Raw genomic sequence first — 25,613 nt, 5'->3', positions numbered from 1 at the left:
AAGGGATTCAGATGACGCTCGCCCAGTTGCAGGCCCTCGCCGCCGTGGTCGAACTCGGCTCGCTGACGGCGGCCGCCGACCGGCTCAACCGCAGTCAATCCGCGATCAGCCATGCGCTGACCGAACTTGAAGACCTCACGGGTGTGAAGCTGCTCCTGCGCGACCGCCAGCCGGTCGCCCTGACGGCGGCCGGCGAACGTCTGTGGCCATACGTGAGGAACGTGGTGCGCGAAGCGCAAACGCTGCGCCAGCAGTTCAGCCTGTCGCGCGGCAAGCTCGAAGGACGGCTGGTGGTCGCGTCGCTGCCGAGCGTGTCGCTCGCGTTCGTCGCGCCCGCGCTCGAGGCGCTGAAAGCGATGCACCCGGGCGTGTCGGCCGTGCTGCTCGAAGGCACCGACGCGGAAGTCGAAGCATGGATCGACGACGGCACCGCCGATGTCGGCGTGGTGGCGGGCAGCAAGACGTTCGCGAACCATTTGCCGCTGCTCGACGAGGATTTCGTCGCGGTCGCGGCGGCCGGCAGCTTCGACGATCGCAAGAGCGTGTCCGCAAAACACCTGTCCGCGCTGCCGTTCATTTTCTCGAAGGCCGGCTGCGGGCCCGTGATTGCGGATTACTTTGCGCGCGGCGGCGTGCCGCTTCGCGCCGCCTTCAACGTGGTCGAGATGCGCACGATCCTGTCGATGGCCGAGGCCGGCATGGGCGTGTCGATCGTGCCTCGCATCACGCTCACTTACACGCCGTTCGCCGGCCGCGTATTGACGCTCTCGCCGAAGCTGCAGCGTTCGGTGCGATTGGCGTGGAATCGAACAGGCAACGCGGTGACCGATGAGTTCATCAGGCTCATCGCCGAGCAGCGCGTGAAGGCCGGCGCGGCAACCCGAAAACGAGCATCGAAGCGGGCCTCAAAAGAAAAGTAGTGCTTCAATGCGGGTTGAAAAGCGCTCATGCGCGGCTTGCAGATTATTCATGCCGGATGCCCGCGATATGCAATACATTGCACGGAGCCTGTCGACCCGACTTTCCCCGCACCGAAGGAGACCGCCGTGCCGCCGATGTCCACCCTGCTCGCTTTCGGACTCCTGTCGCTCGGCATGGTCCTGACGCCCGGGCCGAACATGATCTACCTGATCTCGCGGTCGATCTGCCAGGGTCGACGTGCTGGCCTGGTGTCGCTCGGCGGCGTGGCGCTCGGGTTCGTGTTCTACATGTTTTGCGCGGCGTTCGGCATCACCGCGCTCGTGCTGACCGTGCCTTACGCGTACGGCACATTGCGCGTCGCCGGCGCGCTGTATCTCGCGTATCTCGCCTGGCAGGCGCTCAAGCCCGGCGGACGCTCGGCGTTCCAGGTCCAGCCGTTGTCGCCCGATAGCCGCCGGAAACTGTTCACGATGGGCTTCGTCACGAACCTCGCGAATCCGAAGATCGCGGTGATGTATCTCTCGCTGCTGCCGCAGTTCATTTCACCGGGACATGGCAGCGTCCTCGCGCAATCGCTCGCGCTCGGCTGCGTGCAAATCGCGGTGAGCGTCAGCGTCAATGCGCTGATCGCGAGCATGGCCGGGTCCATCGCCGGATTTCTCGCGCGCCGGCCGGCCTGGGCACTGGCGCAGCGCTGGCTGATGGGCACGGTGTTGGCCGGGCTCGCGGCACGCATCGCGCTCGAATCGCGCAGCTAGGAAGACGCCCGCTTCCATACGCCGTGATGTAAAACGGCCGCCGTGATGCCACGGCGGCCGCTCTCCGGAAACGCGCGACGTCACACCGTCGCGCGCCGCTCATTCATCCACCTTGAACGCCGAAACGAGCGTCGTCAGCTCCGCCGCCTGCTGCCGCAGGCTTTCGGCCGCGGCGGCGCTTTCCTCGACCAGCGCCGCGTTCTGCTGCGTCATCTGATCGAGCGACTGCACCGCGTCGCCGATCTGATCGATACCGGCGCTCTGCTCGAGGCTCGCCTCCGCGATCTCGCTCATCATCGCGCTCACGCCCTGCACTTGCGACACGACATCGCTCATCACGCGCCCCGCTTCGGTCACGAGCTTCGAGCCGACGTCGACCGTGCCCGCGCTGTGCTCGATCAGCGCCTTGATTTCCTTCGCGGCCTGCGCGCTGCGCTGCGCAAGATTGCGCACCTCCGATGCGACGACCGCGAAGCCGCGCCCCTGCTCGCCTGCGCGCGCCGCCTCGACGGCCGCGTTGAGCGCGAGGATGTTGGTCTGGAACGAGATGCTGTCGATCATCACGATGATCTCGGAGATCCGCTGCGACGCATCGCTGATCTGCTGCATCGTGCTGACCACTTCACCGACGACCTGCCCGCCGCGCGCGGCCGTCTCCGATGCGCCGTTGATCATCTTCGCGGCGGTCGTCGCGGTCTCCGTGTTGTTGCGCACGACGGCCGTGATCTCCTCCATCGACGACGCCGTACGTTCGAGATTGCTCGACTGTCCTTCGGTCCGCTCGCTGAGATCGGCGTTGCCGGACGCGATCTGCGCGGAGCCCGTCGCGATCGACGCCGATGCCGCGCGAATTCTGTGCACGAGCGTCGACAGCGACGACACGAAGCGGTTGAACGCATCCGACAACTGTCCGATCTCGTCGGCGCTCTCGACCGTCATCCGGCGCGTGAGATCGCCCTGGCCGCTCGCGATTTCCGACAGCAGCGTCGCCGCACGGCGAATCGGGGCCGCGATCGCGCGGCCGACGAACCAGATCACGACGAGCGCGACGCCGAGCCCGACGACGGCCGCGACGAGCGCCGCACTTTGGATCGCGCGCGTGACGGGCCCGAGCAGTTCCGCCTCCGGCACTTCGACGACCACGTACGCATTCAGCTCCGGCACGAACGACGTCGCGATGAATCGCTCGCCGCCGTCGCCGGCGTAGCTCAGGTACGCATACGGCTTGCCGGCGAGCAGCACCGACGCTGCGTCGTCGGGCAGGCCCGGCGTGTCCTTCATGAAATGCTTGCCGTCGATCAGCGACGTATCGCGATGCATCATGATCGCGCCGTCCGGCCGCACCAGATACGCGAAGCCCGTTTCGCCGATCCGGTAGGCGGCGATCCCTTTCGCGAGCGCGTCGACGGACAGGCTCATGCACGCGGCGCCGATCGGCGCGCCGTCGAGTTCGATGCGGCTGTTGATGAACATCATGTAGCCGCCGACCGTCACCTCGTGGTCCATGTGCACTTCGAACGGCGCGCCGGTCTGCAGGAAGCGCGTGAGCCACTGATCCTGGTCGGTCACCTTGCGCTGCAGGCCGGCTTCGTTGTAGTAGTTGCCGCTCTTCACCGACGCCCATTGCACCGATGCGGCCTTCTGCTCGTCCTTCACGTTGCGCGCGAGCTGAATCCAGTTGCGCGTGCCCGCGTCGGGCTCGCCGTCGGCTTCCCACTGCAGCAGGAACGCATCGCGCGCGAGGATGCGCGACGCCGCGATCGGCCCGGCCAACTGGCGCTGCACGTCCGCGCGAATGCCGTTGACGGCCGTCGGCAGCTCCTGATGGACGACGCGATCGCGCACGGCATCGCCGATCAGACGGATGCTGAGCCCGCTCGAGATCGCGACGAAGACGAGCAGGCAGCTCGTCATGCTGAGAATCAGCTTGTTCTGAATGGACAGCTTGCGCCAGAAATGCATGAAAAACCCTCGATGAACCGCTCGTGTGAGCCAGTTCGGGTTATCGGCATGCGGGCGCCGAACCTCATTGCTGAATTTCGATGTTCGTCATATCGAATCGCTTATGTCGTCGACAGGCCGGTGCCGGCATCAATACGCGACGAAGATCGTCACGCGGCGATTGCGCGCGCGCGACGACGCGTCGTCGCCGGCGACGAGCGGCTGCGTATCGGCGCGGCCGACGGCCGCGAGCCGATGCGGCGCGATGCCGCGTTCGGCGAGATAGCGGACGACCGCCCCCGCACGCGCGGACGACAATTCCCAGTTCGATTCGTACTTCGCGTTCGCGATCGGCACGCTGTCGGTGTGCCCTTCGACGAGGATGTCGCCGCTCGCATGCGGACCGAGCGCCTGCGCGATCCGCTCGAGCACGGGCAGCGCATCCGGCAGCAGGTGCGCATCGCCGACATGAAACAGTATCCCGGCGTCGATGCCGATCTCGATCCCGTGCGGCGCTTGCACGAGCGAGATGCGGCCGCCAGCCTTCAGCGCGTCGAGCTGCGCGACCCATGCGGGCACACGCGCAGGCGCCTGCGGCTCGGCCGTGCGCGCGGCCGCATCATCGAGCCGCGCGCGCGTCCGCTCGCGCGCGTCGAGCGCGTTGACTTTCGCGAGCTGCAGCACGTACAGCGCGAGAAACAGCACCATCAGCGTCGTGATCAGATCGGCGTACGAGATCAGCCAGCGTCCTGACTGCGTGCCTTCGGCGGCGTCGTCGTCGCGCTCGACGTCGGTTCGTGCGTTCATCGCCGCGCTCCCGGTGCGCACGCCATCGCGATTGCGCGCGTCATGCGAGCGACTCCGCGGCGCGCGTCCGCACGTCGCCGGTCAGCCGCGTTTCGATCGTATGCGGCGACTCCTTGCGCGAGATCGCGAGCAGCCCGTCGAGATACAGCTTGCGAAACCGCAGTTCGCTGTCGACGTGCGCACGCAGTTTCCCGTACAGCGGCAGAAACACCAGATTCGCGAACGCCAGGCCGTACAGCGTCGCGACAAACGCAACCGCGATGCCGGGCCCGAGCTGCGCGGGTTCGAGAATGTGGCCCGTAACCTGGACGAGCCCGAGCACCGAGCCGAGAATCCCGAACGTCGGCGCATAGCCGCCCGCCTGCTGCCAGACGCGTGCGGCCGCGAGGTGGCTGCGCTCGTACGCATCGAGTTCGCGTTGCAGCGCATCCTCGATCACGGCCGTCGACATGCCGTTCGCGAGCAGTTCGAGCCCGCGTCGCGCGAACGGATGAATGCCGGTCACGTCCATCGATTCGAAGGCGAGCAGCCCCTCGAGCTTCGCGCGGTCGCCCCATTCGAGCAGATCGGACAGATGCTTGCGATCGGCGGCCGTCGCGCGCACGAACGCGAGCCGCAGCTGCTTCACCGCATCGACGAAGCGCGCCCACGTGTTCTGGATCATCACCGCGCCGAGCGTGCCGCCCAGTACGATCACGAACGCTTCGAGCTGAAACAGCGTCGCCAGATGTCCGCCTTCGAGCGTGAAGCCGAATACGATGGCCGCGCCGCCGAGCAGCACACCGGCCAAGGTCAGCAGATCCATGTCGTTTCTCCCTGTTCCGATGCGCGTCAGGCGCCCGATTCCGGCGTCGGCACCGCGCCGGCGGCCGGCGCCTTCGCCGCGCGCACCGCGTCGAGCAGACGCCGCTCGATGTCGTCGACTTCGACCGGATCGACCTTCAGGTCGCGGCGCATCACCCACGACACCTCGTTGCGCCGCACTTCGGTCATCACCGAAAACAGCCGGTCGGCCACGGCGCGATCGTCGACATTCGCGATCAGCTTCGCGAGGTCGTACGTATCGAAGGCGCTGACGATCTCGAACAGCGTGCGCTGATCGACCCACACGAGATCTTCGAGTGAACGCACGTCGGCCGAGCGCCGCGCATCGCGCCGCGAAAAATACGCGACGCCTTTGCGTTCGACGAAGCTCAGCACCTTCGACTTGCGGAACGCGAACACGTCGTCGGCGATTTCGCCGTGCGCGAGCTTGTTCAGCAGCAGCTTGCGGTCGACGCCGATCAGCGATTCGAGATCGGCGAGCTCGATCAGCTCCAGTTCGCTGTTGATCGACAGGTCGAGATCGTGATCGGCGACCTGCTGCGCGCGATCGACGATGCGCGCCGCGTCGAACGTGACGACCTGACGCGCGTCGGCCGACGCCGAATGCTCGAGCGCGACGCCGCCCGCTTCGACGGACGCGGCTTCGATCGTCACGAGATTCAGCTTTTCCATGCGGCGCAGCATCGCCATCACGTGCGGACGCGAATGGCCGGCAATCGCCCGGCATTTGCGGATCACGTCGACGAGCGGCACCGAGGCCTGCTCCCCCTGCACGTGCAGCGGCCGGCGCGCCCACGTGTCGCCCGTCTCGCGCGCGGTGCCGTCGCCCATCAGCGCGAGCACGTGCGCATACGACAGCACGCCCGGCATGAAGTCCGCATGCGTGTAGGTCGCGAGCTGATCGTCCTTGCGCTTCACGCGGCGAATCGACGTGCGCACGATATGGCGCAGCAGCGCCGACACGCGCTCGATCTCTTCGTCGAGCACGCTCGTCGGCACGACGGTGAGCTGGCAGAACGACAGCGCCTTCGCGGTATGCGCGCGCGGTTCGACCGCGAGCAGCGCGGCTTCGCCGAAGAATTCGCCGCGCCCGAGCGTCGCGAGCACGACGCGCTGGTCGTCGCAGCGCGTGGATAGCTCGACCTTGCCGTCGGCGATCAAGAAGATGACGGGTTCGCCGGCGTAACCCTCTGCGTAAATGATTTCGCCGGGCGCGGCCGTACGCGTCCACGATTGCTGACGATTCAAGTCTGATTCCCCTGCTGCGCTGATTGTTGTCGGCCGCACGTCGCGTGTTCAGACACGTCGATCGTCAGTCGTCCCCGTGGCCCCGTTTACGTCATCGGCGCGCGCGTTCTTTAGCGGAATTGCGCGCGATTCGGCGCGGTCTCGACGTCAAACGTTTGCGCGGCCGGCAGCGTGCAAGCTGCGGCGCGACGTTGAAAGCCCGGTGTCAGTTGCGGCAGGGAAAGGGCGCGCCGTCACGCGACCGCGCGCCTTGTGCGCGACGGCCCGGTGTGCACCGGGCCGTGCGTCGTCAATGCACCCAGCGGCACATCCGATGATGGTGGTGGTGATCGAAATGGCACACGCGGTGCGCGTGGGCTTCGGCAAGTGCCGGCGCGAGCACGGCACAGGCGACTGCGGCGGCGGTAAGGATCTTCGCGATGCGTTTCATGGTCGTCTCCCGATCGAGTCAGCCGGGCGATCCGGCTGCTATCCGGTTAACGCGGGCCGCGTGCGATCGGTGCACCGCCGCCGCCCGCGATCCACGCCATGCGCCGGCGGGCGACACAAGCTTTCGTCGCGCTTACTTGAGACGTCCCGACAGGAATTGCCCGAGCCGTTCGCTTTTCGGGTTGACGAGAATCTGCTGCGGATCGCCCTGCTCCTCGATCTTGCCCTGATGCAGGAAGATCACGTGATTCGACACGTTGCGCGCGAAGCCCATCTCGTGCGTGACGACGACCATCGTGCGGCCTTCTTCGGCGAGCGCCTGCATCACCTTCAGCACTTCGCCGACGAGTTCGGGATCGAGCGCCGACGTCGGCTCGTCGAACAGCATCACCTCGGGCTCCATCGCGAGCGCGCGCGCAATGGCGACGCGCTGCTGCTGGCCGCCGGACAGATGCGACGGATACATGCCCTCGACGCGCGCGGGCAGGCCGACCTGCTCGAGATACTTGCGGGCGCGCGCGACCGCTTCGTCCTTGGCGATCCCGAGCACCGCGATCGGCGCTTCGATCACGTTCTCGAGCACCGTCATGTGCGCCCACAGATTGAAGTGCTGGAACACCATCGCGAGCTTCGTGCGCATGCGCTGCAGCTGCTTCGGATCGGCGACGCGCAGCGAGCCGCTGCTATCGCGCACGGTGCGGATCGGCTCGGTGCCGATCGTGATCTGCCCCGAGCATGGCTGCTCGAGAAAGTTGATGCAGCGAAGAAACGTACTCTTGCCGGAGCCGCTCGAGCCGATGATGCTGATCACGTCGCCGGCCTTCGCCTTCATCGTGACGCCCTTCAGGACTTCGTTGTCGCCGAACTTCTTGTGCAGGTCCTCGACGATGAGCTTGTACATGCGTGTGTTTCCTTTCGAATGCGTGAACGTGTCAATGGCTGCGCGGCGACAGGTACGCGAGCCAGCGCGCCTCGAGCTTGCGGAATGCCCAGATCAGCGCGAACACGACCACGGCATAGATCACGGCCGCGATCCCGTACGCCTGGAACGACATGTAGGTCGCCGAGTTCACGTCGCGCGTGACTTTCAGGATGTCGGGCACGGTCGCGGTGAACGCGAGCGTCGTCGCGTGCAGCATCAGGATCACTTCGTTGCTGTAGCTCGGCAGCGAACGGCGCAGCGCGGACGGCAGGATCACGCGCGTATAGAGCTTGAAGCGCGACATGCCGTACGCCATGCCGGCCTCGATCTCGCCGGACGGCGTCGCCTTGATCGCGCCTGCAAAGATTTCGGTCGCGTACGCGGCCTCGTTCAGCACGAACGCGAGCAGCGTGCAGTTCATCGCGTTGCGGAAGAACGCATCGAGCAGCACGTGGTCGTGCACGACCTGCAGGCTGTAGATGCCCGTGTAGCACATCAGCAGCTGCACGTAGAGCGGCGTGCCGCGGAACACGTAGGTGTAGAGCCAGACGGGCCCCGAGATCCAGCGATTCGACGAGGCGCGCGCGATCGCGAGCGGCACCGCGAGCGCGAAGCCGAGCACGATCGACACGACGAGCAGCCACAGCGTGATCGCGAGGCCGCTGAAGCGGTAGCCGTCGGTATAGAGATAGTGCTGCCAGTACTGGCTGACGAGTTCGATCACAGTGCAAGCCTCCGGACGCCGACCGAATAACGCTTCTCGAGGTGGTGCAGCACGACGTTCGACACCGTCGTGATCGCGAGGTAGATCGCACCGGCCGCGAGCGTGAAGAAGAAGAAGTCGAGCGTGCTCTTGCCGGCGTCCTGCGACGCCTTCACGACGTCCGCGAGGCCGATGATCGACACGAGCGCGGTCGCCTTCACGAGCACCTGCCAGTTGTTGCCGATGCCCGGCAGCGCAAAGCGCATCATCTGCGGGAACAGGATGCGCCGAAACACGCGCCAGCCACCCATTCCGTATGCGAAGCCCGCTTCGAGCTGACCGCGCGGCACTGCGAGGAACGCGCCGCGGAACGTTTCGGTGAAGTAGGCGCCGTAGATGAAGCCGAGCGTCACGACGCCGGCGAAGAACGGATCAATGTCGATCTGTTGCCAGCCGAGCAGATCGGTCACGTTGTTCAGCAGGATCTGGATCCCGTAGAACAGCAGCAGCATCAGCACGAGGTCGGGCACCGCGCGGATCAGCGTCGTATAGAACGTGCCGACTGCGCGCAGCACGCGGTTCGTCGACAGTTTGGCGGCCGCGCCCGCGAGGCCGAGCAGCAGCGAAGCGGCGAGCGACAGCACCGCGAGCTTCACGGTCTCGACCGTACCGGCCCACAGCAGCGGGCCAAATCCCTGGAAAATCATGTCGGTTCCATCCGGAAAGACAGGCGGCGCGCGAGGCCGTGTGCCGCGCGCGCCGCCGCGGCGTCAGCCGCCGTAGACGTCGAACGCGAAATACTTCTTCTCGAGCTTCCTGTACGTGCCGTCCTTCAGCATCGCGGCGATCGCCGCGTCGATCTTCGCTTTCAGGTCGGCGTCTTCCTTGCGCAGCCCGATGCCCGCGCCGTTGCCGAGCGTCTTCGGATCGTCGAGGTTGCCGCCCGCGAACGCGAAGTTCGCGCCGCGCGGCGTCTTCAGGAAACCGAGATCGGCCTGCACGGCGTCCTGCAGCGCCGCGTCGAGGCGGCCCGACATCAAGTCCTGATAGACGCCGTCCTGGTTCTGATACGGGACGACCTGCACGCCCTTCGGCGCCCAGTACGCCTTCGCGTACGTTTCCTGGATCGTGCCCTGCTCGACGCCGACCGACTTGCCCTTCAGCGACTCGGCGCTCGGCTGCAGGCCGGCACCCTTTTTCGCGACGAGCCGCGTCGGCGTGTTGAACAGCTTGTCGGAGAACGCGATCTGCTCGGCGCGCGCGGGCGTCATCGACATCGACGACAGCACGCCGTCGAACTTTTTCGCCTTCAGCGCGGGGATCATCCCGTCGAAGTCGTTTTCGACCCACACGCATTTCGCCTTCAGCCGCGCGCAGATTTCGTTGCCGAGATCGACGTCGAAGCCGACGACCTTGCCGCTCGCGTCCTTCGATTCGAACGGCGGATAGCTGGCGTCGACGCCGAAGCGGATCGTCGACCAATCCTTCGCATGCGCGCCGACGGCGATGCACGCGAGAGCGACACTGAGCACGAGTTTTTTCATGGCGTTCCTGTAAGTGGCCGAGCCCCGCAGATGCGCGCGGCATCTGCCCCAACCCGCGGCGCGCGATCGTCGCGGCCCGAAGTTGTACATACAACTTTGCCTTTTGGCGGCTCGCCCGCGCAATCCGTGTTTATCTCTAGTCGCCGAACAGGTGCGCCTTTCGAATGAATTTCCTTTTATTTCATATAGCTACAGATGCATGGCGCCTGCTCGTCGCCGTTGTCGGAAGAATAGCCGGATCGAGCGCGCGCGGGCTTTCTGTCTAGACATGTTTCGCCGCCGGACCGCCGCTATGTCCCTTTCAGGTACGCAAGCCGATTCGAAGCTTGTCTATACTTGACGGCGCGGCGCGCAGCGCCTTCCGCCGCCTCTTGAACAACGACGCAATGACCACACCGATCTATCAGGAAATCAAGGACTTCATCCTCGCGCGCATTCATGCCGGCGAATGGGCGGAGGGCGACCAGGTGCCGTCGGAGAACGAGCTCGCGCGCGAGTTCAACGTCGCGCGCATGACCGTGAACCGCGCGCTGCGCGAGCTGACGGCCGAGCAGGTGCTCACGCGCACGCGCGGTTCCGGCACGTATGTCGCGTCGCCGAAGTACGAGTCGACGCTCGTCGCGATCCGCAGCATCTCCGACGAAATCGCCGCGCGCGGCCACGCGTATCGCGCCGAGGTGCTCGAAGTCGGCGCGGCCGTCGCCGACGCGAAGCTCGCCGACGAACTGCAGCTCGACGCGGGCAGCCCGATCTTCCACTCGCGCGTGCTGCACTTCGAGAACGACACGCCCGTGCAGCTCGAAGAACGCTGGGTCAATCCGGCCTGCGCGCCCGAGTACGCGCTACAGGACTTCACGACCACCACGCCGAACCAGTACCTGACGCGCGTCGCGCCGCTGCAGCGCGTCGAATACCGGATCGAGGCCGCCATGCCCGGCGCGGAAACGCGCCGCCGGCTCGCGATGGACGACCGCGAGCCGTGCCTGATGCTGCATCGGCGCACGTGGTCGCAGGGGATGGTCGCGTCGGTCGCGAATCTCTGGCATCCGGGCAGCCGCTACCGGTTCACCGGACATTTCTGAGCGGGCGCGCGGCGCGCGCCGGGCATCAACGCCTGCGCGCGCGTCCAGCGTTCGATCGCCTCGACCGCGCGGGTGAGCCCGTCCTCGCTGGCGATGCGCGCGCCGAGCGCTGCCGCGCGCGAGCGCGTGTCCTCGCGCTCCGCGAACGCGATCGCATGCGCGAGTGCGGCCGCCTGCACGCGGCCGCCCGGCACGGCGCCGGCCGCGACGCCGAGCCGCTGCAGCCGGTCCGCCCAGAAAAACTGATCGCCCGCGAACGGCACGACGACCGACGGAATGCCGGCGCGCGCGGCCGAATGCGAAGTGCCCGACCCGCCGTGATGAATCGCCATCGATGTGCGCGGTAGCAACCAGTCGTGCGGCGTGTCGCCGATCACGTGAACGTTGGGCGGCAGCAGCGACGCGTCGATCGCGCTCCAGCCCGGATAGAACAGCGCGCGCCGGCCGTCGAGCGCCGCCGTCAGCGCGGCGGCCATCGCTGCACGATCGAAGCCCGTCATGCTGCCGAAGCCGATATAGGCCGGCCGCTCGCCCGCATCGAGGAACGACGCGAGCGCGCGCGGCGGCGTCCATTCGCGCGTATCGACGCGCCACTGACCGACCGCGCGCACGTGGTCGGGCCAGTCCGCCGGCGCGGACAGCAGCGCCGGCGACACGCCGTACAGCATCGGATGGTCGGTCCAGACGCGCCCGCGCGGCGGCAACCCGCAGACACTCGCCCGCGCGGCGTTCGTCGCGCGCCGGAACGCGTGCCACAGCAGCGCGTTCACGAGCCGGTGGCTCGCGCGGTTCAGCCAGCGCGGCACGCGGCGCGGCGGCAGGAACGGCGAGCCGAACGCCGCGGTGGGCGTAATCGGGATCATCCCGGCGCCGATCGCCGGCACGTTCCGATATTCCGCAACCGACAGACCGACGAACGCGGCAAGCCCCGATACGACGATCGCGTCGCAGCCGGCCGACGCCTGCGCGAGCTCGCGCATCCACGCGGCCGTGTTCGCGTTCGCGATCGCCGCGAGCGCCTTCGACGTGTCGCGGAATCCGCCCTGCCCGAGCACCGCGTCGGACAACGCGCCGCGAATGTCGCCAGATAGCGCGGCGCAGGGCACGCCGAGCGCCTCGGCGCTCGCGAGCGTCGAGGCATCGGCAAGCAGCCGCACGTCATAGCCGGCATCGAGCAGCGCGCGACCGAGCGCCGCGAGCGGACGCGTGTCGCCTTCGGTGCCATAGGTTGCAATCACGAGCTTCATCGGCGCTCCTCGTGCATCGGCATGAATGGTTTCAGAAAAGTGCACGTCGTATACTAATGCAATTCGTACACTTTCAGCGAAACGCTCCGCCATGATGCCACCGCCCGCCGATTCCGGCCGCCGCGCACGCAAGCGCATCCAGATGCTCGCGCATCTCGCCGACACCGCCGCGCGCCTGTTCGACGCGCACGGCTACGACGCGGTGACGATGGAGCAGATCGCCGACGAAGCGGACGTCGCGAAGCGCACGCTCTACAACCACTTTGCGACGAAGGAAGCCGTGCTCGCGCACTGGCTCGAACGCGAGCTTGCGCGCGATCTCGCGCATCTGCAGCGCGACGTCGCGCGGCGCAGGACGTTCGCGTCGCGGATCGCCTGCGTGCTCGATGCGTCGGCCGCCTGGTGCGAGCAGCATCCGGCGCATCTGCTCGCGTATCTGCGCCATCGGTTCCTGAGCATCGGTGCGACCGCACCGGAAGGCGGCGATCCGGGCGGCGGCGACATCGCGCCCGTCTGGCATCGACTGATCGCCGACGCGCAGCGCGCAGGCGAACTGAACCGGTCGCTGCCGGCCGAGCAGCTCGCGACGTGGTTCCATCACCTCTATCTCGGCGCGATGCTGCGCTGGCTGACGGTGCCGGGGCTGTCGCTGAAGCAGGAATTCCGTGCGGTCGCGAAGCTGTTCGTGGAAGGCGCGCAGGCCGCGCGGATCGCGCCGCGCGCCTCGCACGCCGCCCCGGCGCGATGAGCGTGCGTCGCGGGCCGCGCGCGCCCGCTGTGTCGGTCGCGACACAGGACCCATGCGAAAAGCGCCGCGCCGCAGTATGCTGACGACGTACGGCTGCACGGCGCGCGTCGGGCTCCCTCCGTATCGCGCGTTCTCGTGCCGCCGTCACGACCGCAATCCTGCGTCGCAAGGAGGGATTCGTGATGGCTACCACGCATCAGCATTTCCACCTCGAACTACGGCACGCCACTGCGCCGACCTATTTCATCAGCTACCTGTTCCCCGCGCTGCTGTTCGTGTACGAACTGCTGCGGGTCGGCCAGTGGATTCGCGATCACGGGATGCAGTTCGCCGCGTTCAAGCAGATGGGCTACGAGTTTCTGCTGATGCTGCTGTTCGTCGGACTGCAGATCGTCGTCGAGGCGATCTTTCTGCTCGGTGCCGCGATGCGCAAGGATCATCGCGACTTCGAACACCGCGTACCGAACGTGATTCTCGGGATCGGCTGCTCGATCGCGCTGCTCGCGATCGATCTCGCGATCCAGCTCGCGTTCTGATTCGGGCGTGCCTCGCCCGCCCGTGCGCTTAGGCGCGCGCGTCGCGCAGCAGCGTCGCGACGGCGGCCAGCACGTCGTCCGTGCGTTCGCGGTGCGGCATGTGCCCGCACGCGCCGAGCATCAGGTACGACGACGGGCCCGCGACGCGCGCGGCGATCCGCTTCGGGTGCGCGTCGGAGCCGTATTCGTCCTGCTCGCCGTGAATCGCGAGCGTTGCGCAGCGCACGCGCGGCAGGTCGTCGTCGAGGCTCCAGTCGCGAAACGCCGGCGACAGCCACGTGTCGACCCACGCGCGCAGCACCCATTCGGCCTTGTCGCCGTGATAGCGCGCGAGCCGGTCGAGCTGGCCCGATTCGTCGAACTGGCGCCCCGCATCGCGAATGCCGTCCAGCGTGCGCGGCTCGACGAAGGCCTGCGCGGCGACCGTCACGAGTGCGCGACAGCGATCCGGATACGCGGCCGCGCAACCGACCGCCATCCCGCCGCCGACGCTGTGTCCGAACGCGACGAACGCGTCGACGCCGAACTGCTCGAGCACCGCGCGAAACGCGTGGTCGGCCTCGTCGCGCACGAAGGTCGTCGCGAGCGTGCCGCGGTGTGGGTCCGAGCGGCCGAAGCCGAGACGGTCGTATGCGATCACGTCGCGTTGCGTCGCGGCCGCGAGGCGTTCGGGAAAGTCGCGCCACAGCTCGACGCAGCCGAGCGAATCGTGAAGCAGGAGGATGGGCGCGGCCGGCTGAGGCGCGGCCGGCTGAGGCGCGGCCGGCTGAGGCGTGGCCGGCTGAGGTGTGGCCGGCATAGGCGCTGCCGACTGAAGCGCGACCGTCTCCCCTGCGACAACCGCAGACGCAGCCCCCTTCCGCCCGGCACGCCAGCGCTTCGCGAACAGACGCCCATGCGGCGTCTCGACGTAGGTCTCCTCGGTGACGATATCGGTCATGTGTCGGTCGATGTGCGGGTGAACGGCCGCGTGCGGGCGGCCGGATCGAATCGCGTTCGATGGTGGCCTGCCGGTGCCCGGCGCGTCAAGCGCGGCACCGCGCGCGCCAAAACGAAACGGGAAGCGCACCGCTTCCCGTTCGTTGCCCGACGACGCGCCGCGCAGCACCGCGGCACGCTCGCGCTAGACCTCGGTCGCGTACAGCGCGTCGCGCTGCGCCTCGCTCAGCGAGTCGAGCGGCACGTCGGGCAGCCGGTAGCAGATCATCGTGCCGTACAGCTCGGCCAGGCAGTCGCTGCCGGCGTCGAGGGCGTAACCGTCCTCGCCGTCCGGCGCCGGCGGATACACTGCGCGCCACGCATTGATCGCGGCTTCGATTCGCACGATGGAAACGGGTTCGGTCTTCCGCTCGGCGGGTGATGCGCTCATGACTTCCTCTGGGTTGCGCGCTCCGCGGGCCGCGGCGGCCCGACGGAACGATGAAGATACCGGGCCGCGCCGGCCCGGCAGGGGTCGGAAATATAACCGGCTTTGACCCTGCATAGAGAAAATCCGAGCAAAAAAAACGGGAAGCCTGCGGCTTCCCGTTTCGTCGTCCGGAACGGCGTCCGCCGCCGCGCGCCGCGCGCCGCGCACGTCGTTATGCGGTTTCGTGCTGCGAGACCGGCTGCGCCTGTGCGCCGCGCTGCCCGTCGCGGTTCGCGGCAACCCACGGCGCGATTTCCATGTCTTCGTAGCGGACGAAACGGCTTTTCTTCACGAGCCGATAGCCGAGCCATACCGCGAGGAACAGCGGGATGCCGACATAGGTCGCGACGACGCCCGCCCAGTCGATCCGGTTCGCGAGAAACGCCTGATAGTCCTGACCGAGCGCGATCACGATGCAGAGGACGAACGCGAACAGCGGGCCGAACGGGAACCACTTCGACTCGTACGGCAGTTGATCGAGACGGTAGCCCTGCTTCACGTAGCCCTTGCGGAACCGGTAGTGGCTGACCGCGATGCCGAGCCACGCGATGAAGCCCGTCATTCCCGACGTGTTGAGCAGCCACATGTAGACGGTCTTGTCGCCGTAGAGCGACGTGAAGAAGCAGAGCGCGCCGACGGCCGTCGTCGCGTAGAGCGCATTGCGTGGCACGCCGCCCGGCGACAGCTTCGCGAACAGCTTCGGCGCGCGGCCTTCGGTGGCGAGGTTGTACAGCATGCGCGTCGACGCATACATGCCCGAGTTGCCGGCCGACAGCACTGCCGTTAGGATCACCGCATTCATCACGCCCGCGGCGAACGCGAGGCCTGCGTGACGGAACACGAGCGTGAACGGGCTCACGCCGATGTCGGTCACGTCGGTCTTCAGCAGGTTCGGGTCGGTGTACGGAATCAGCACGCCGATCACGAAGATCGCGAGCACGTAGAACAGCAGGATCCGCCAGAACACCTGACGCACTGCGCGCGGAATCGTCGTGCGCGGGTTTTCCGATTCGCCGGCCGCGACACCGATCAGCTCGGTGCCCTGGAACGAGAAGCCGGCGATCATCGCGACGCCCATCATCGCCGGCAGCCCGCCCGCAAACGGCGCGTCGCCGATCGTCAGGTTGCTCCAGCCGCCGTGCGGCGCGCCCTTCAGAATGCCGAAGATCATCAACAGGCCGACGCCGATGAAGGCGACCACGGTGACGACCTTGATCAGCGCGAACCAGTATTCGGCCTCGCCGAAGCCGCGCACGGTCAGTGCGTTCAGCAGGAACATCACGCCGAGGAACGCGGCGCTCCACCAGACGCCCGGTACGTCCGGGAACCAGTAGTGCATCACGAGCTGCGCGGCGACCAGCTCGACCGCGATCGTCACCGCCCAGTTGTACCAGTAGTTCCAGCCGAGCGCGAAGCCGAAGCCTTCGTCCACGTATTTCGCGCCGTACGTCGCGAACGAGCCCGACACCGGCATGAACGCGGCCATTTCGCCGAGGCTCGTCATCAGGAAGTACACCATCAGCCCGATCAGCATGTAGGCGATCATCGCGCCGCCGGGGCCGGCCTGCGAGATCGACGCGCCGGACGCGACGAACAGGCCCGTGCCGATCGAGCCGCCGATCGCGATCATCGTCAGGTGGCGCGCCTTCAGCGCGCGGTGAAGCTTGGGTGGGTTCTCGGACGAACCGGGTCGGTCGGAATTCGGAAGTGCGGACATAAACGAGACGAACGTTGAGCGGACCGGCGGGAGCCGGAGCGGCGCATACGGAACCGGGAGGTGCGATGCGCGGCCTGCGATGCGGCCCGATGCGCGTTGCGCCTGGCCGCCTGCGGCGAAGCGCGGATTCTACCTGATTCGTCGCAGGGACAGTTCGCGTCCGACCGCGCCGCGTCATGCAACGCTCAACGGAATCAACGAGTTGCACGCGCGTGACGGCGCGTCGATCCGGCACCGATAAATCGTTCGATGAATCGGGGCGCAATTGGAACAATATTCAGACGAATAAATCGAAATCCGCGCGATTCAAATCGTTCGCGTTTTCGTGATTTCGGTTCATTTCGCGCAGTCGGTAATCGCGGGTAACCGAACTGACGCCATTTTTTGCGCGGTCATTTTGCCCGCGATCGGCATCGTTTTCCGATTCGGGGGATAATACGGCCCGATTTGAAATAACCATCATCAGAAATCGCGCACGACGCGAACGTTTCGCCCCGACCGAGGATGAACTTGCTCCTGCCGTTCGCCGCACTGCGTCGCCATACCGCATCCGTCGTCTCGCGCGTGCTGTCGCCGCGCGGCGTGCTCGTCGCCGGCATCATGCTGCTGCTGTTCAGCTGGGCGCTTTCCGTGTCGCTGCTGATCGACGCGCGGCGCGATGCGCGCGATCACGCCGTCGAAAATGCGCGCAATCTGATGCTGCTGATCGAACGCGACGTCGCGCGCAATATCGAGCTTTACGATTTGTCGCTGCAAAACGTCGTCGACGGCATTGCCGATCCGGAATTGATGCGCTTGCCGCCGCCGCAGCGGCATCGCGTGCTGTTCGACCGTGCGGCGACCGGCACGTATCTCGGATCGATTTTCGTGCTCGACGCGCACGGCAATATCACGATCGATTCCGGCACGATTCCCGCACGCACCGGCAATTTCTCCGAACGCGATTATTTCGTCGCACATCGCGACGCGCAGGTGAAAGGGCTGTACATCAGCCGCCCTTATGCGTCGCGGCTGCGCGGCGGCGCACTGACGATCGCGCTCAGCCGCCGCATCGACCGCCCGGACGGCAGCTTCGGCGGCGTCGTGGTCGGCACGCTGAGCATCGACTACTTCCGGGCGCTGCTCGACGGCCTCGCCGTCGGCCGGCACGGCAGCGCGGCGATCGTCGAGGACAACGGCACGCTCGTGAGCCGGCTGCCGTTCGACGCGCGCGTCGTCGGCCTCGATCTGCACGATTCGCCGCTGTTCATCCAGGCGCGGCGCGCGGGCGACGGCGTGCTGACCGGCACCGGCGCGGTCGACGGCGTGCGGCGCATTTATGTATACCGGCAACTCGCCGGACTGCCGCTCATCGTCGACGTCGCGCCGGCCGAAGCCGACGTGTACCGGCCGTGGCGCCGCCGCGCGGCGTCGATCGTCGTGCTGATGAGCCTGTTTACCGGGTTTGTCGCATGGGGCTCGCTGCTGCTGTCGCGCGAGCTGCGGCGGCGGCAGGTGGCCGAAGCGAAGCTGTACCGGCTCGCGCGCACCGACTCGCTGACCGGCCTCGACAACCGCGGCGCGTTCGACGCGGCGCTCGCGCAGGAAGCGCGCCGCGCGGCGCGCAGCGGTCGGCCGCTGTCGGTGCTGTTCGTCGACGTCGACCACTTCAAGGCGTTCAACGACTACTACGGGCACCTGGCCGGCGACGACGTGCTGCGCCGCGTCGCGCAGTGCGCGTCACGCTGCCTGCGCCGCGCGACCGACCATATCGCGCGCTACGGCGGCGAAGAATTCGTCGTCACGCTGCCCGACACCGACGCGCAAGGCGCAGCGACCGTCGCCGAAGGCATCCGGCGCGCGATCGCGGCGCTTGGCATCGAGCACGTGAAAAGCCCTTACGGACACGTGACGGCCAGCATCGGCACCGCGACCGATGCACACGGCCGGATGGACGCGGCGACGCTGCTGCAGCGCGCCGACGACGCGCTGTACCGCGCGAAATCCGGCGGCCGCAACCGTGTCGAATACGCCGAGCGAAGCGCCGCCGGCGCATGATGCAGGGCGCGCACGCGTTCTTCGTGGACAGCCCGCGCCCGTTCCGCTAGCGTTACGGGTGCCTCGTGCGGCGCAACGCCGCGCGTTCCAGCCAACCGGTTCCGCCCGATGACCGTCACGCCTTCTGCCCGGCTGCCCGCCTGCCTGCGCGGCGCGCTGCGCCCGCTGCTCGACCCGTACCGCCGCTACCGGCATGCGAAGCTGATCCATGCGATGCGCGTCGCGCTCGCGATCCTCGTGTCGATCGCGCTGTCGACCGGCATGCGCGTGCCGCACGGCGAATGGTCGACGATTACCGTGCTGATCGTCGTCGGCGGGCTCCAGCATCACGGCAATATCCGCAAGAAGGCGGCCGAACGCGCGCTCGGCACGTCGATCGGCGCGGTCGCGGGGCTGCTGCTGATCCTCGTCCATTCCGCGCTCGGCGCGCCGCTCGCGTTCTATCTGCTGATGGCCGCCGCGTGCGGCCTGTGCGCGTATTACGCGATCGGCAAGGCCGGCTATATCGCGCTGCTGTCCGCGATCACGATGGTGATCGTCGCCGGGCATGGCGACAACGAGATCGTCGACGGCCTGTGGCGCGCGGTGAACGTGCTGACCGGCATCGCGATCGCGCTCGCGTTTTCGTTCGCGCTGCCGCTCTATGCGACCTATTCGTGGCGCTACAAGCTCGGCGACGCGCTGCGCGCCTGCGCGGCCGTGCACGCGCGGCTCGCCGGCGACCGCCACGTCAGCGACGACGCGCATCTGAAGGAAATGGCCGCCCTCAGCGCGCTGCTCGTGCAGTTGCGCTCGCTGATGCCGTCCGTGTCGAAGGAGTGCGCGATTCCCGTCGCGCATCTCGAGGCGATCCAGCGCAGCCTGCGGCTCTGCATCGGCTATCTCGAGATCCTGTCGAGCGCATTGCCCGCGCGCGAGGATGTCGCGGCCCGCGAATACATGCGCGTCTCGATGAAGGCGCTGCACCGGCGCATTCGCGACACGCTGATCGGCGCGAGCCGCGCACTGAAGTTCGGCACGCCGAGCCGGCTGTCGCCCAGGCGGCAGCCGGCCGGCACGCCGCCCGACGCGCCGCCGCCGCAGTTGTCCGGCTATGTGTCGATCACCGCGATGCTCGCCGCCGAAGTCGACCAGTTGCGCGAGAAACTGCTCGATACCGCGCAGGCGTGGAATATCTGATGCCGGCGGCCGTTGCGTCGACATTCTTTCAATTTCCATACAATTGCGGCGCGGCGGCGTACGGCCCGGTCCGTCGCCGCAGCGGCCGCGCGACCTGTTCGGCGGGCGGCCAAAAACGGCCCGAGAAGCCCGTCGCAGCGGGCCGCCGGGCCGATTTCCGCGAAATCAGCCCTTGCCGCAACTTCCCGGACAGCCGATACTCGCGTATTCCGCGAAATACGATCCCACCGGACTTCAATCCACGGTAATTCCTATGAGCACGATTCTCGAAAGCCTCCCGACCGGCCAGAAGGTCGGTATCGCCTTCTCCGGCGGCCTGGACACCAGCGCCGCGCTGCACTGGATGAAACTGAAGGGCGCCGTCCCGTACGCGTACACGGCAAACCTCGGCCAGCCCGACGAAGACGATTACGATGCGATCCCGAAACGTGCGCTCGAATACGGTGCGGCCGGTGCCCGCCTGATCGACTGCCGCGCGCAACTCGTCGCCGAAGGCATCGCCGCGCTGCAAAGCGGCGCGTTCCACATCACGACCGCCGGCGTCACGTACTTCAACACGACGCCGATCGGCCGCGCCGTGACGGGCACGATGCTCGTCGCCGCGATGAAGGAAGACGGCGTGAACATCTGGGGCGACGGCAGCACGTACAAGGGCAACGACATCGAGCGCTTCTACCGCTACGGTCTGCTCGTGAACCCGGATCTGAAGATCTACAAGCCGTGGCTCGACCAGACGTTCATCGACGAACTCGGCGGCCGCGCGGAAATGTCCGAATTCATGCGTCAGTCGGGCTTCGCGTACAAGATGTCGGCCGAGAAGGCGTATTCGACCGACTCGAACCTGCTCGGCGCGACGCACGAGGCGAAGGATCTGGAAAGCCTCGAAAGCGGGATCAAGATCGTGAACCCGATCATGGGCGTCGCGTTCTGGCGCGACGACGTGAAGATCGCCGCCGAAGAAGTGACGGTGCGCTTCGAAGCCGGCCAGCCGGTCGCGCTGAACGGCGTCGAGTTCAAGGATCAGGTCGAGCTGCTGCTCGAGGCGAACCGCATCGGCGGCCGTCACGGCCTCGGGATGAGTGACCAGATCGAGAACCGCATCATCGAGGCGAAGAGCCGCGGCATCTATGAAGCGCCGGGGCTCGCGCTGCTGTATATCGCTTACGAGCGTCTCGTGACGGGCATCCACAACGAAGACACGATCGAGCAGTACCGCGAGAACGGCCGCCGTCTCGGTCGCCTGCTGTATCAGGGCCGCTGGTTCGACCCGCAGGCGATCATGCTGCGCGAAACGGCCCAGCGCTGGGTCGCACGCGCGATCACCGGCGAAGTGAAGATCGAGCTGCGCCGCGGCAACGACTATTCGATTCTCAGCACGAAGTCGCCGAACCTCACGTATCAGCCGGAGCGTCTGTCGATGGAGAAGGTCGCGTCGACGTTCTCGCCGCGCGACCGGATCGGTCAACTGACGATGCGCAATCTCGACATCACCGATACGCGCGACAAGCTGCGCGTGTATACGCAGGTCGGGCTGCTGACGCCGGGTGAAGCGTCGGCGCTGCCGCAGATCAAGGGCGATAGCGGGGAGTAAGCCGCTTGCCCGCGGCCGGGTGGCGGGAATGCCGCCCGGCCGGTTGCCTGTCGAATCCGCGTTTCCCCTCGCCTTCCCCTCTCCCTTCCGCTCCCTTCCGGGCATTGCACGCACTGCCAGTACCAGGTCCGCAATCGGTAGGACGGCGCAGCTGGACCCGCTGCGGAAGAAGTCATTTCGGCGCGGCGGCCGTCGTCGTGCTCGTGGTCATCATCGTCGTTGCAGCCGCCACCGGGGCCGATGCCGGCGTCGTCGGCGTGCGCGCGAGATCCTGGCCGATCAGCTCCGCGATCGACTTCTCGCACGACTTGATCCCTTCCACCGACTTGTCGAAGTTCTTCTCGAGATCGCTGAAGCTGCCGTACGTGTACGCCACGTCGCTCTCGACGTGCACGCTGTTCGCCTTGACGTCGTAGCCGCACGCGAACGTCTTGAAATAGAGATCCTGCTTCGTCTTCGCGTCGATGATGCGCGCGCGGACGACGACCGAAGGAATGTAATCGGGCCGACTGGCCGGCGAAATGTAGCCGAACGACGTGAACCACACGTTCATGATCGCGTCCGCGTCGGTCTGGATGTCGGAATAGTCGTCCGACTTGCCGTCCGCCGCCCGCTTCGGTTTCTGGTTCAGCTTCACGATCTGATAGCCGTTGTCGGCAAGACGGCCGGTGACGCCGTCGACGATGTCCGGTACGAACGCGATCTTGTTGACCGTCACGCGCTCGGTGTAGGTGTTCGTATGGCTTGTGTTGAGGGCGACTTGCGCGAGTGCGCCGATCAGGCCGAAGCCGCCCGCGGCGCCGCCCAGATTGATGACGCCGACCTGCCTCGGCTCGGCGACTTCGAGGAGCGCGATCGAATGCAGCTTTTCACGCGCTTGCGCGTTCATATCGGTCTTCGGCACCGTCACGCAGCCGGACAGCAGCGTGACGAGCAGGCCGCACGCGAACAGCGTTACTGTGGAGCAGTTCTTCATTGAGTCGAAAGGGCTTAGGTTGTTGACGGAACGTTTTCGTCGGGCCGTCGCACGCGGCGCGTGAAGACGCCGCGTGCGACGGCCGTGCGTTTATTGCTTGATGACCTGACCGTATGCGACGAAGCTGTAATCAGCCGCGCGTAGCACGTACAGGATCGACCGCTGGAAGCCGTTGCTGCCGCGGATCGGCACGAACATGATCGCGGCGCTGCCCGACAGCGGCACGCCGGCCGGCAGCTTGCAGCCGGACGATGTCGAGGCCGTCAGCGTCATGTCGTACATGTTCTGGTTGGAGTTCGGCGTCGCGAGCAGCAGCGTGCCGGTCATGTTGCAACCGCTCAGCGTGCCGGTGACCGAGCCGCCCGATGCGATCGTGAACGATGCGTTCGTCGTCGACCATGCGCCGGTGACGCTGTCTTGCGTGACGCTCAGCGCGTTTTCGGCGTTGTAGGTCCACGTGAAGTCCGAGGCCGTACCGTCGCGACTGATCGTGCCGGACAGCGTCTGCTTCGCGCTGTATGCGCCCGATCCCGAGTCGATCTTCTTGACGATGCCCGTCATGCCCGCGAAGTTGAAGCCCGAGCTGAGCGACCACGTCGCGCCGTTGATCGTCAGGCTCGTGAAATCGTTGGACATCACGAACGAGCTGAGCAGGTTCAGCGTGCTGACGTTGTGGTTCGGGTCCACCAGGGCAATGGTCGAGTAGCCGAGGTTGCCCGACTGCGTCCAGATCCCGGTCGGGCCGCTCGCCGTTGCGGCGGTCGAACCGGCTTGCGGATTCGTCAGGCTCGGCAGCGCCTCGCCCACCATCGCCGGCTGCGAGGAAGCGACCGGTGCGCTTGCCGGTGCGGCCGCGAGCGGCGTCGATGCAACGGCCGGTGCGCTGGCTGCGTTATTGGCGCCGCCGGTATTGGCCGGTGCTCCGCTGCTTGCGTTCGACGAGTCGTCGCCACCGCCGCAGCCCGCGACGATGAATGCCGAGATCGCGGTTGCTGCCAGCAAACAAAGAGACTGCTTCTTCAATTCAACCCCCGTTTTTTTGATGCGTTTTTTGGTCGTTAAGATTCGGATCTGTTTGTGTTGCGTTGAGTTGGAATCGCTTGTTGTTTGGGTTTTTGGGCGGACCTCCTTCAGTGCTGGTGAGTGGGCTTTGTGATATTTCGACGATGGGCGATGCGAGGGTCGGCAGGTGGTCGATCCGCGGCGCGCGGGGTGGCGGATACAGGCGTGGATGCGCGGTCGCGCGAGGTGGCGCTCGCGGCGATGACAGCGCAAGGCGGCAGAAAAGCCGCTGCGCTGGAGCAAAAGGAAGCGACGCGCTGGCCCCCGTTGCCCGCGCGCCGAGTGGAATCGGTGCGTCTCATGTTCTGGTCAAGTACACGGCTTCGCCGGCCGTGCGCCCCTCGTCGGTTCGTCTTGTTGTTCGGTCGTTTTGGTACTGCTTTTGGGCGATCTCGAGGAAAGGTATCGGCAGGTTTTTCGCGTTCTTTAGCGGAATCGTTGAATGATTTTTCTAATCGATTCTCATTTGCCACGGAGGTATCCAGGCGCCTGATGCTGAACACCTCTTTACGTGGACGGCCCACGCGCACCCCGATACTTAGAAAGATCATCGTCGACCGGGTACGCGGCTGCCGGGCGAGCAGACAGAAGTATCCGAACTCATCCGCTTCGGACAACGACGCGCGACGGCATCAGCGCTTCACCGATCGTGATAGCCGCCGATTTCAGCTGGCCCACGCTTCACGAGCACACCACGGTGCACGGCAGATGCTCAAGGGTCCTCATTAAGGATAAGGTTGTACTCTCGCTCGAAGATCGGGTATGTAGCAAGATCGTGATCGTAAAATGCTTCGAAAAATCCCGATTCTTGCCACGCTCCGGGCGCAATGCTGATCGTCCCATTGGCGTCTATTTTTGAACGCCAGTTCGACGGGACCGTCGCACTTACCAGTTCAAAGCACTCCGCCTGGTGCTCCCCCAGGCTTGGCCATTCTCCCGCCTTCTCCGATGTCACTAATCCATAGCGACGCTTTCCAGCTGCATCGATCTCGACGGTCACCACATGGTAGATACGCCCGAGCGTCAGCCACGGAGAGGACGCTACCTCACGACCAAAGGCATCAAGTAAACGAACGCATTTAACTTTCATGGCTTCCTGGGTACAGGTTCCGGCATCGGCTCGCTACACTTTTCGTGCATCGTCTCGCGCCCGATACTAGCAAGACTCGCAGCTCCATTCGCACGCGTTTTGGTGCGGCACGCAATCAACGGAATTCGGCAAATGCACGTTGACGAAGACGTGCGCCGCGAGGCGGCGGGAAGGATTTTCTAGTGGTCGAACTTCGGTACGCGGCTGAGGGCGAAGCGAGCAAATCGGTTGGCAGCGCCGCGACGCTCACCGACGCCACAACGCACAAACCCGGTTCGCGGCAGCGTTCGCCTCACCGGCGCTCTCCGGGCAATAGCTGGCACACGCCTATCCTGCTATAGCACTCTACTGAAGCCAAAACGGCTCGCCCTCCAGCCCGTCGTATTCGGCAAGTGGCTTGTTCTTGTCGCGCGCGAAGCCCGGCAAGTCGGACATCACGACTCGAACCGGCTGGTAAATATCGAAATCGTTCAAAAACCATTTCGCCGAACTACAGGCGTTCTTAAAGCCCTCGAAGTATTTGCTGAACACATCGGCAAGGGTCGGCTGGTCCGGATTCAGCCAGCTCCGCTGCGGGTCGCCCGACAACAATGAATCCCACTCGACGGCTGAAGCGGCGGGTTGCTGTGCAAATATCTGGCGAGCCTGCTCCATCAGCACCGCAGCCTTATCGAGTTCTTCCCGCCGCAGGTAGCGGCGATACAAGCGATCAGTCAACAGCCTCCAGTCCTGCTCCGGGTGAGCCTGTTCCGCGTAGATTTTCAAGCACTCAAAGAACAGGATCACGTCCGAACTAGGGAAACGCTGATTTATTCGGCTCGGCGGTCATCGCAGACGTAGCC

The 25,613-nt window shown here is 66.1% G+C and carries 26 protein-coding genes; 8 read left to right on the top strand and 18 right to left on the bottom strand.

Features of this window, described 5'->3' with window-relative positions; translation table 11 throughout:
• Positions 1 to 11: 11 nt before the first annotated feature.
• Both ACSHSS_RS17310 and ACSHSS_RS17305 read left to right on the top strand, forming a co-directional pair.
• Positions 12 to 920 (top strand): LysR family transcriptional regulator, encoded by a 909-nt coding sequence (locus ACSHSS_RS17310; protein WP_445545290.1) that lies wholly within the window; start codon positions 12 to 14, stop codon positions 918 to 920.
• 126 nt (positions 921 to 1,046) lie between these two features.
• A complete protein-coding gene (locus ACSHSS_RS17305) occupies positions 1,047 to 1,679 on the top strand; it encodes a LysE family translocator (protein WP_445545269.1) in 633 nt (210 codons plus the stop codon).
• 99 nt (positions 1,680 to 1,778) lie between these two features.
• On the opposite strand, the gene ACSHSS_RS17300 is transcribed toward ACSHSS_RS17305, so the two are convergent.
• The 9 genes from ACSHSS_RS17300 to ACSHSS_RS17260 all read right to left on the bottom strand — a co-directional run bounded on the left by ACSHSS_RS17300 (position 1,779) and on the right by ACSHSS_RS17260 (position 10,098).
• Positions 1,779 to 3,641 carry a methyl-accepting chemotaxis protein gene (locus tag ACSHSS_RS17300; RefSeq protein WP_445545268.1) on the bottom strand — a complete coding sequence of 621 codons (1,863 nt, stop codon included), beginning with the start codon at positions 3,639 to 3,641 and terminating at the stop codon, positions 1,779 to 1,781.
• 129 nt (positions 3,642 to 3,770) lie between these two features.
• A complete protein-coding gene (locus tag ACSHSS_RS17295; protein ID WP_445545267.1) occupies positions 3,771 to 4,427 on the bottom strand; it encodes an OmpA/MotB family protein in 657 nt (218 codons plus the stop codon).
• 40 nt (positions 4,428 to 4,467) lie between these two features.
• Positions 4,468 to 5,232: a flagellar motor protein gene (locus tag ACSHSS_RS17290; protein ID WP_006397961.1), complete on the bottom strand. Its 765-nt coding sequence runs from the start codon at positions 5,230 to 5,232 to the stop codon at positions 4,468 to 4,470.
• Between the two features lie 26 nt (positions 5,233 to 5,258).
• A complete protein-coding gene (locus ACSHSS_RS17285; protein ID WP_445545266.1) occupies positions 5,259 to 6,500 on the bottom strand; it encodes a cyclic nucleotide-binding domain-containing protein in 1,242 nt (413 codons plus the stop codon).
• A gap of 289 nt (positions 6,501 to 6,789) precedes the next feature.
• Positions 6,790 to 6,930, bottom strand: coding sequence for an HHHH-motif protein (locus ACSHSS_RS17280; RefSeq protein ID WP_012467807.1), 141 nt, complete (start codon positions 6,928 to 6,930; stop codon positions 6,790 to 6,792).
• A 132-nt stretch (positions 6,931 to 7,062) separates the two neighbouring features.
• The gene (locus tag ACSHSS_RS17275) at positions 7,063 to 7,830 is read right to left on the bottom strand and encodes an ABC transporter ATP-binding protein (protein WP_035954046.1); all 768 of its coding nucleotides are present in this window, start codon (positions 7,828 to 7,830) and stop codon (positions 7,063 to 7,065) included.
• A 31-nt stretch (positions 7,831 to 7,861) separates the two neighbouring features.
• A complete protein-coding gene (locus ACSHSS_RS17270; RefSeq protein WP_060110775.1) occupies positions 7,862 to 8,575 on the bottom strand; it encodes an ABC transporter permease in 714 nt (237 codons plus the stop codon).
• A complete protein-coding gene (locus ACSHSS_RS17265; RefSeq protein WP_006397957.1) occupies positions 8,572 to 9,261 on the bottom strand; it encodes an ABC transporter permease in 690 nt (229 codons plus the stop codon). The genes ACSHSS_RS17270 and ACSHSS_RS17265 overlap by 4 nt, the downstream gene beginning before the upstream one ends.
• A 63-nt stretch (positions 9,262 to 9,324) precedes the next feature.
• Complete coding sequence (locus tag ACSHSS_RS17260) at positions 9,325 to 10,098, bottom strand: ABC transporter substrate-binding protein (protein WP_006397956.1); 774 nt, start codon at positions 10,096 to 10,098, stop codon at positions 9,325 to 9,327.
• A 386-nt stretch (positions 10,099 to 10,484) separates the two neighbouring features.
• Here ACSHSS_RS17260 and hutC point away from each other — a divergent pair, with 386 nt between their 5' ends.
• On the top strand, positions 10,485 to 11,180 hold the full coding sequence (gene hutC, locus ACSHSS_RS17255; protein WP_006397955.1) for a histidine utilization repressor: 696 nt from the start codon (positions 10,485 to 10,487) through the stop codon (positions 11,178 to 11,180).
• Here the strand turns inward: hutC and ACSHSS_RS17250 are convergent.
• Entirely contained in the window at positions 11,156 to 12,427 is a 1,272-nt protein-coding gene (locus tag ACSHSS_RS17250; protein WP_445545265.1) for a glycosyltransferase, read from the bottom strand. The two genes, hutC and ACSHSS_RS17250, sit on opposite strands and share 25 nt — an antisense overlap.
• Positions 12,428 to 12,518: 91 nt before the next feature.
• On the opposite strand from ACSHSS_RS17250, the gene ACSHSS_RS17245 reads away from it, so the two are divergent.
• Positions 12,519 to 13,175, top strand: a complete 657-nt coding sequence (locus ACSHSS_RS17245; RefSeq protein ID WP_445545264.1) for a TetR/AcrR family transcriptional regulator — start codon at positions 12,519 to 12,521, stop codon at positions 13,173 to 13,175.
• Between the two features lie 182 nt (positions 13,176 to 13,357).
• Positions 13,358 to 13,711, top strand: a complete 354-nt coding sequence (locus ACSHSS_RS17240; RefSeq protein ID WP_006397952.1) for a hypothetical protein — start codon at positions 13,358 to 13,360, stop codon at positions 13,709 to 13,711.
• Between the two features lie 28 nt (positions 13,712 to 13,739).
• Here ACSHSS_RS17240 and ACSHSS_RS17235 read toward each other — a convergent pair whose 3' ends face one another.
• The 4 genes from ACSHSS_RS17235 to ACSHSS_RS17220 all read right to left on the bottom strand — a co-directional run bounded on the left by ACSHSS_RS17235 (position 13,740) and on the right by ACSHSS_RS17220 (position 17,299).
• On the bottom strand, positions 13,740 to 14,651 hold the full coding sequence (locus tag ACSHSS_RS17235) for an alpha/beta fold hydrolase (protein ID WP_445545263.1): 912 nt from the start codon (positions 14,649 to 14,651) through the stop codon (positions 13,740 to 13,742).
• A 183-nt stretch (positions 14,652 to 14,834) separates the two neighbouring features.
• Positions 14,835 to 15,080, bottom strand: a complete 246-nt coding sequence (locus ACSHSS_RS17230) for a DUF3717 domain-containing protein (RefSeq protein ID WP_006397950.1) — start codon at positions 15,078 to 15,080, stop codon at positions 14,835 to 14,837.
• 211 nt (positions 15,081 to 15,291) lie between these two features.
• Positions 15,292 to 16,836, bottom strand: coding sequence for an amino acid permease (locus ACSHSS_RS17225; RefSeq protein ID WP_217060553.1), 1,545 nt, complete (start codon positions 16,834 to 16,836; stop codon positions 15,292 to 15,294).
• A 277-nt stretch (positions 16,837 to 17,113) separates the two neighbouring features.
• Positions 17,114 to 17,299 (bottom strand): hypothetical protein, encoded by a 186-nt coding sequence (locus ACSHSS_RS17220; RefSeq protein WP_162482216.1) that lies wholly within the window; start codon positions 17,297 to 17,299, stop codon positions 17,114 to 17,116.
• Between the two features lie 41 nt (positions 17,300 to 17,340).
• On the opposite strand from ACSHSS_RS17220, the gene ACSHSS_RS17215 reads away from it, so the two are divergent.
• From ACSHSS_RS17215 to argG, 3 genes are all read left to right on the top strand, one after another.
• Positions 17,341 to 18,873, top strand: coding sequence for a GGDEF domain-containing protein (locus ACSHSS_RS17215; RefSeq protein WP_043280588.1), 1,533 nt, complete (start codon positions 17,341 to 17,343; stop codon positions 18,871 to 18,873).
• Between the two features lie 108 nt (positions 18,874 to 18,981).
• Positions 18,982 to 20,052 carry an FUSC family protein gene (locus ACSHSS_RS17210; RefSeq protein WP_445545262.1) on the top strand — a complete coding sequence of 357 codons (1,071 nt, stop codon included), beginning with the start codon at positions 18,982 to 18,984 and terminating at the stop codon, positions 20,050 to 20,052.
• A 253-nt stretch (positions 20,053 to 20,305) separates the two neighbouring features.
• Positions 20,306 to 21,643, top strand: a complete 1,338-nt coding sequence (gene argG, locus ACSHSS_RS17205) for an argininosuccinate synthase (RefSeq protein WP_006397943.1) — start codon at positions 20,306 to 20,308, stop codon at positions 21,641 to 21,643.
• A gap of 172 nt (positions 21,644 to 21,815) precedes the next feature.
• Here the strand turns inward: argG and ACSHSS_RS17200 are convergent, their stop codons facing one another.
• From ACSHSS_RS17200 to ACSHSS_RS17185, 4 genes are all read right to left on the bottom strand, one after another.
• Positions 21,816 to 22,619 (bottom strand): hypothetical protein, encoded by an 804-nt coding sequence (locus ACSHSS_RS17200; RefSeq protein ID WP_445545261.1) that lies wholly within the window; start codon positions 22,617 to 22,619, stop codon positions 21,816 to 21,818.
• A 90-nt stretch (positions 22,620 to 22,709) separates the two neighbouring features.
• Entirely contained in the window at positions 22,710 to 23,621 is a 912-nt protein-coding gene (locus tag ACSHSS_RS17195) for a hypothetical protein (RefSeq protein WP_445545260.1), read from the bottom strand.
• Positions 23,622 to 24,393: 772 nt separating this feature from the next.
• The gene (locus tag ACSHSS_RS17190; RefSeq protein ID WP_144245488.1) at positions 24,394 to 24,771 is read right to left on the bottom strand and encodes a hypothetical protein; all 378 of its coding nucleotides are present in this window, start codon (positions 24,769 to 24,771) and stop codon (positions 24,394 to 24,396) included.
• Between the two features lie 345 nt (positions 24,772 to 25,116).
• Positions 25,117 to 25,557 carry a hypothetical protein gene (locus ACSHSS_RS17185; RefSeq protein ID WP_445545259.1) on the bottom strand — a complete coding sequence of 147 codons (441 nt, stop codon included), beginning with the start codon at positions 25,555 to 25,557 and terminating at the stop codon, positions 25,117 to 25,119.
• Positions 25,558 to 25,613: the final 56 nt, after the last annotated feature.

It is taken from the genome of Burkholderia sp. BC1, assembly GCF_052683555.1.
The sequence above is the reverse complement of the archived record's forward strand: the minus strand, read 5'-3'. Positions and strand labels throughout refer to the sequence as shown.

Coding starts and splice junctions, on each gene's coding strand:
- ACSHSS_RS17265 (WP_006397957.1), bottom strand. CDS start 9,261: ATGATTTTCCAGGGATTTGGCCCGCTGCTGTGGGCCGGTACGGTCGAG.
- ACSHSS_RS17310 (WP_445545290.1), top strand. CDS start 12: ATGACGCTCGCCCAGTTGCAGGCCCTCGCCGCCGTGGTCGAACTCGGC.
- ACSHSS_RS17250 (WP_445545265.1), bottom strand. CDS start 12,427: ATGAAGCTCGTGATTGCAACCTATGGCACCGAAGGCGACACGCGTCCG.
- ACSHSS_RS17210 (WP_445545262.1), top strand. CDS start 18,982: ATGACCGTCACGCCTTCTGCCCGGCTGCCCGCCTGCCTGCGCGGCGCG.
- argG (WP_006397943.1), top strand. CDS start 20,306: ATGAGCACGATTCTCGAAAGCCTCCCGACCGGCCAGAAGGTCGGTATC.
- ACSHSS_RS17215 (WP_043280588.1), top strand. CDS start 17,341: ATGAACTTGCTCCTGCCGTTCGCCGCACTGCGTCGCCATACCGCATCC.
- ACSHSS_RS17295 (WP_445545267.1), bottom strand. CDS start 4,427: ATGAACGCACGAACCGACGTCGAGCGCGACGACGACGCCGCCGAAGGC.
- ACSHSS_RS17260 (WP_006397956.1), bottom strand. CDS start 10,098: ATGAAAAAACTCGTGCTCAGTGTCGCTCTCGCGTGCATCGCCGTCGGC.
- ACSHSS_RS17190 (WP_144245488.1), bottom strand. CDS start 24,771: ATGAAAGTTAAATGCGTTCGTTTACTTGATGCCTTTGGTCGTGAGGTA.
- ACSHSS_RS17225 (WP_217060553.1), bottom strand. CDS start 16,836: ATGTCCGCACTTCCGAATTCCGACCGACCCGGTTCGTCCGAGAACCCA.
- hutC (WP_006397955.1), top strand. CDS start 10,485: ATGACCACACCGATCTATCAGGAAATCAAGGACTTCATCCTCGCGCGC.
- ACSHSS_RS17235 (WP_445545263.1), bottom strand. CDS start 14,651: ATGACCGATATCGTCACCGAGGAGACCTACGTCGAGACGCCGCATGGG.
- ACSHSS_RS17240 (WP_006397952.1), top strand. CDS start 13,358: ATGGCTACCACGCATCAGCATTTCCACCTCGAACTACGGCACGCCACT.
- ACSHSS_RS17200 (WP_445545261.1), bottom strand. CDS start 22,619: ATGAAGAACTGCTCCACAGTAACGCTGTTCGCGTGCGGCCTGCTCGTC.
- ACSHSS_RS17275 (WP_035954046.1), bottom strand. CDS start 7,830: ATGTACAAGCTCATCGTCGAGGACCTGCACAAGAAGTTCGGCGACAAC.
- ACSHSS_RS17230 (WP_006397950.1), bottom strand. CDS start 15,080: ATGAGCGCATCACCCGCCGAGCGGAAGACCGAACCCGTTTCCATCGTG.
- ACSHSS_RS17245 (WP_445545264.1), top strand. CDS start 12,519: ATGATGCCACCGCCCGCCGATTCCGGCCGCCGCGCACGCAAGCGCATC.
- ACSHSS_RS17300 (WP_445545268.1), bottom strand. CDS start 3,641: ATGCATTTCTGGCGCAAGCTGTCCATTCAGAACAAGCTGATTCTCAGC.
- ACSHSS_RS17220 (WP_162482216.1), bottom strand. CDS start 17,299: ATGATGGTTATTTCAAATCGGGCCGTATTATCCCCCGAATCGGAAAAC.
- ACSHSS_RS17290 (WP_006397961.1), bottom strand. CDS start 5,232: ATGGATCTGCTGACCTTGGCCGGTGTGCTGCTCGGCGGCGCGGCCATC.
- ACSHSS_RS17280 (WP_012467807.1), bottom strand. CDS start 6,930: ATGAAACGCATCGCGAAGATCCTTACCGCCGCCGCAGTCGCCTGTGCC.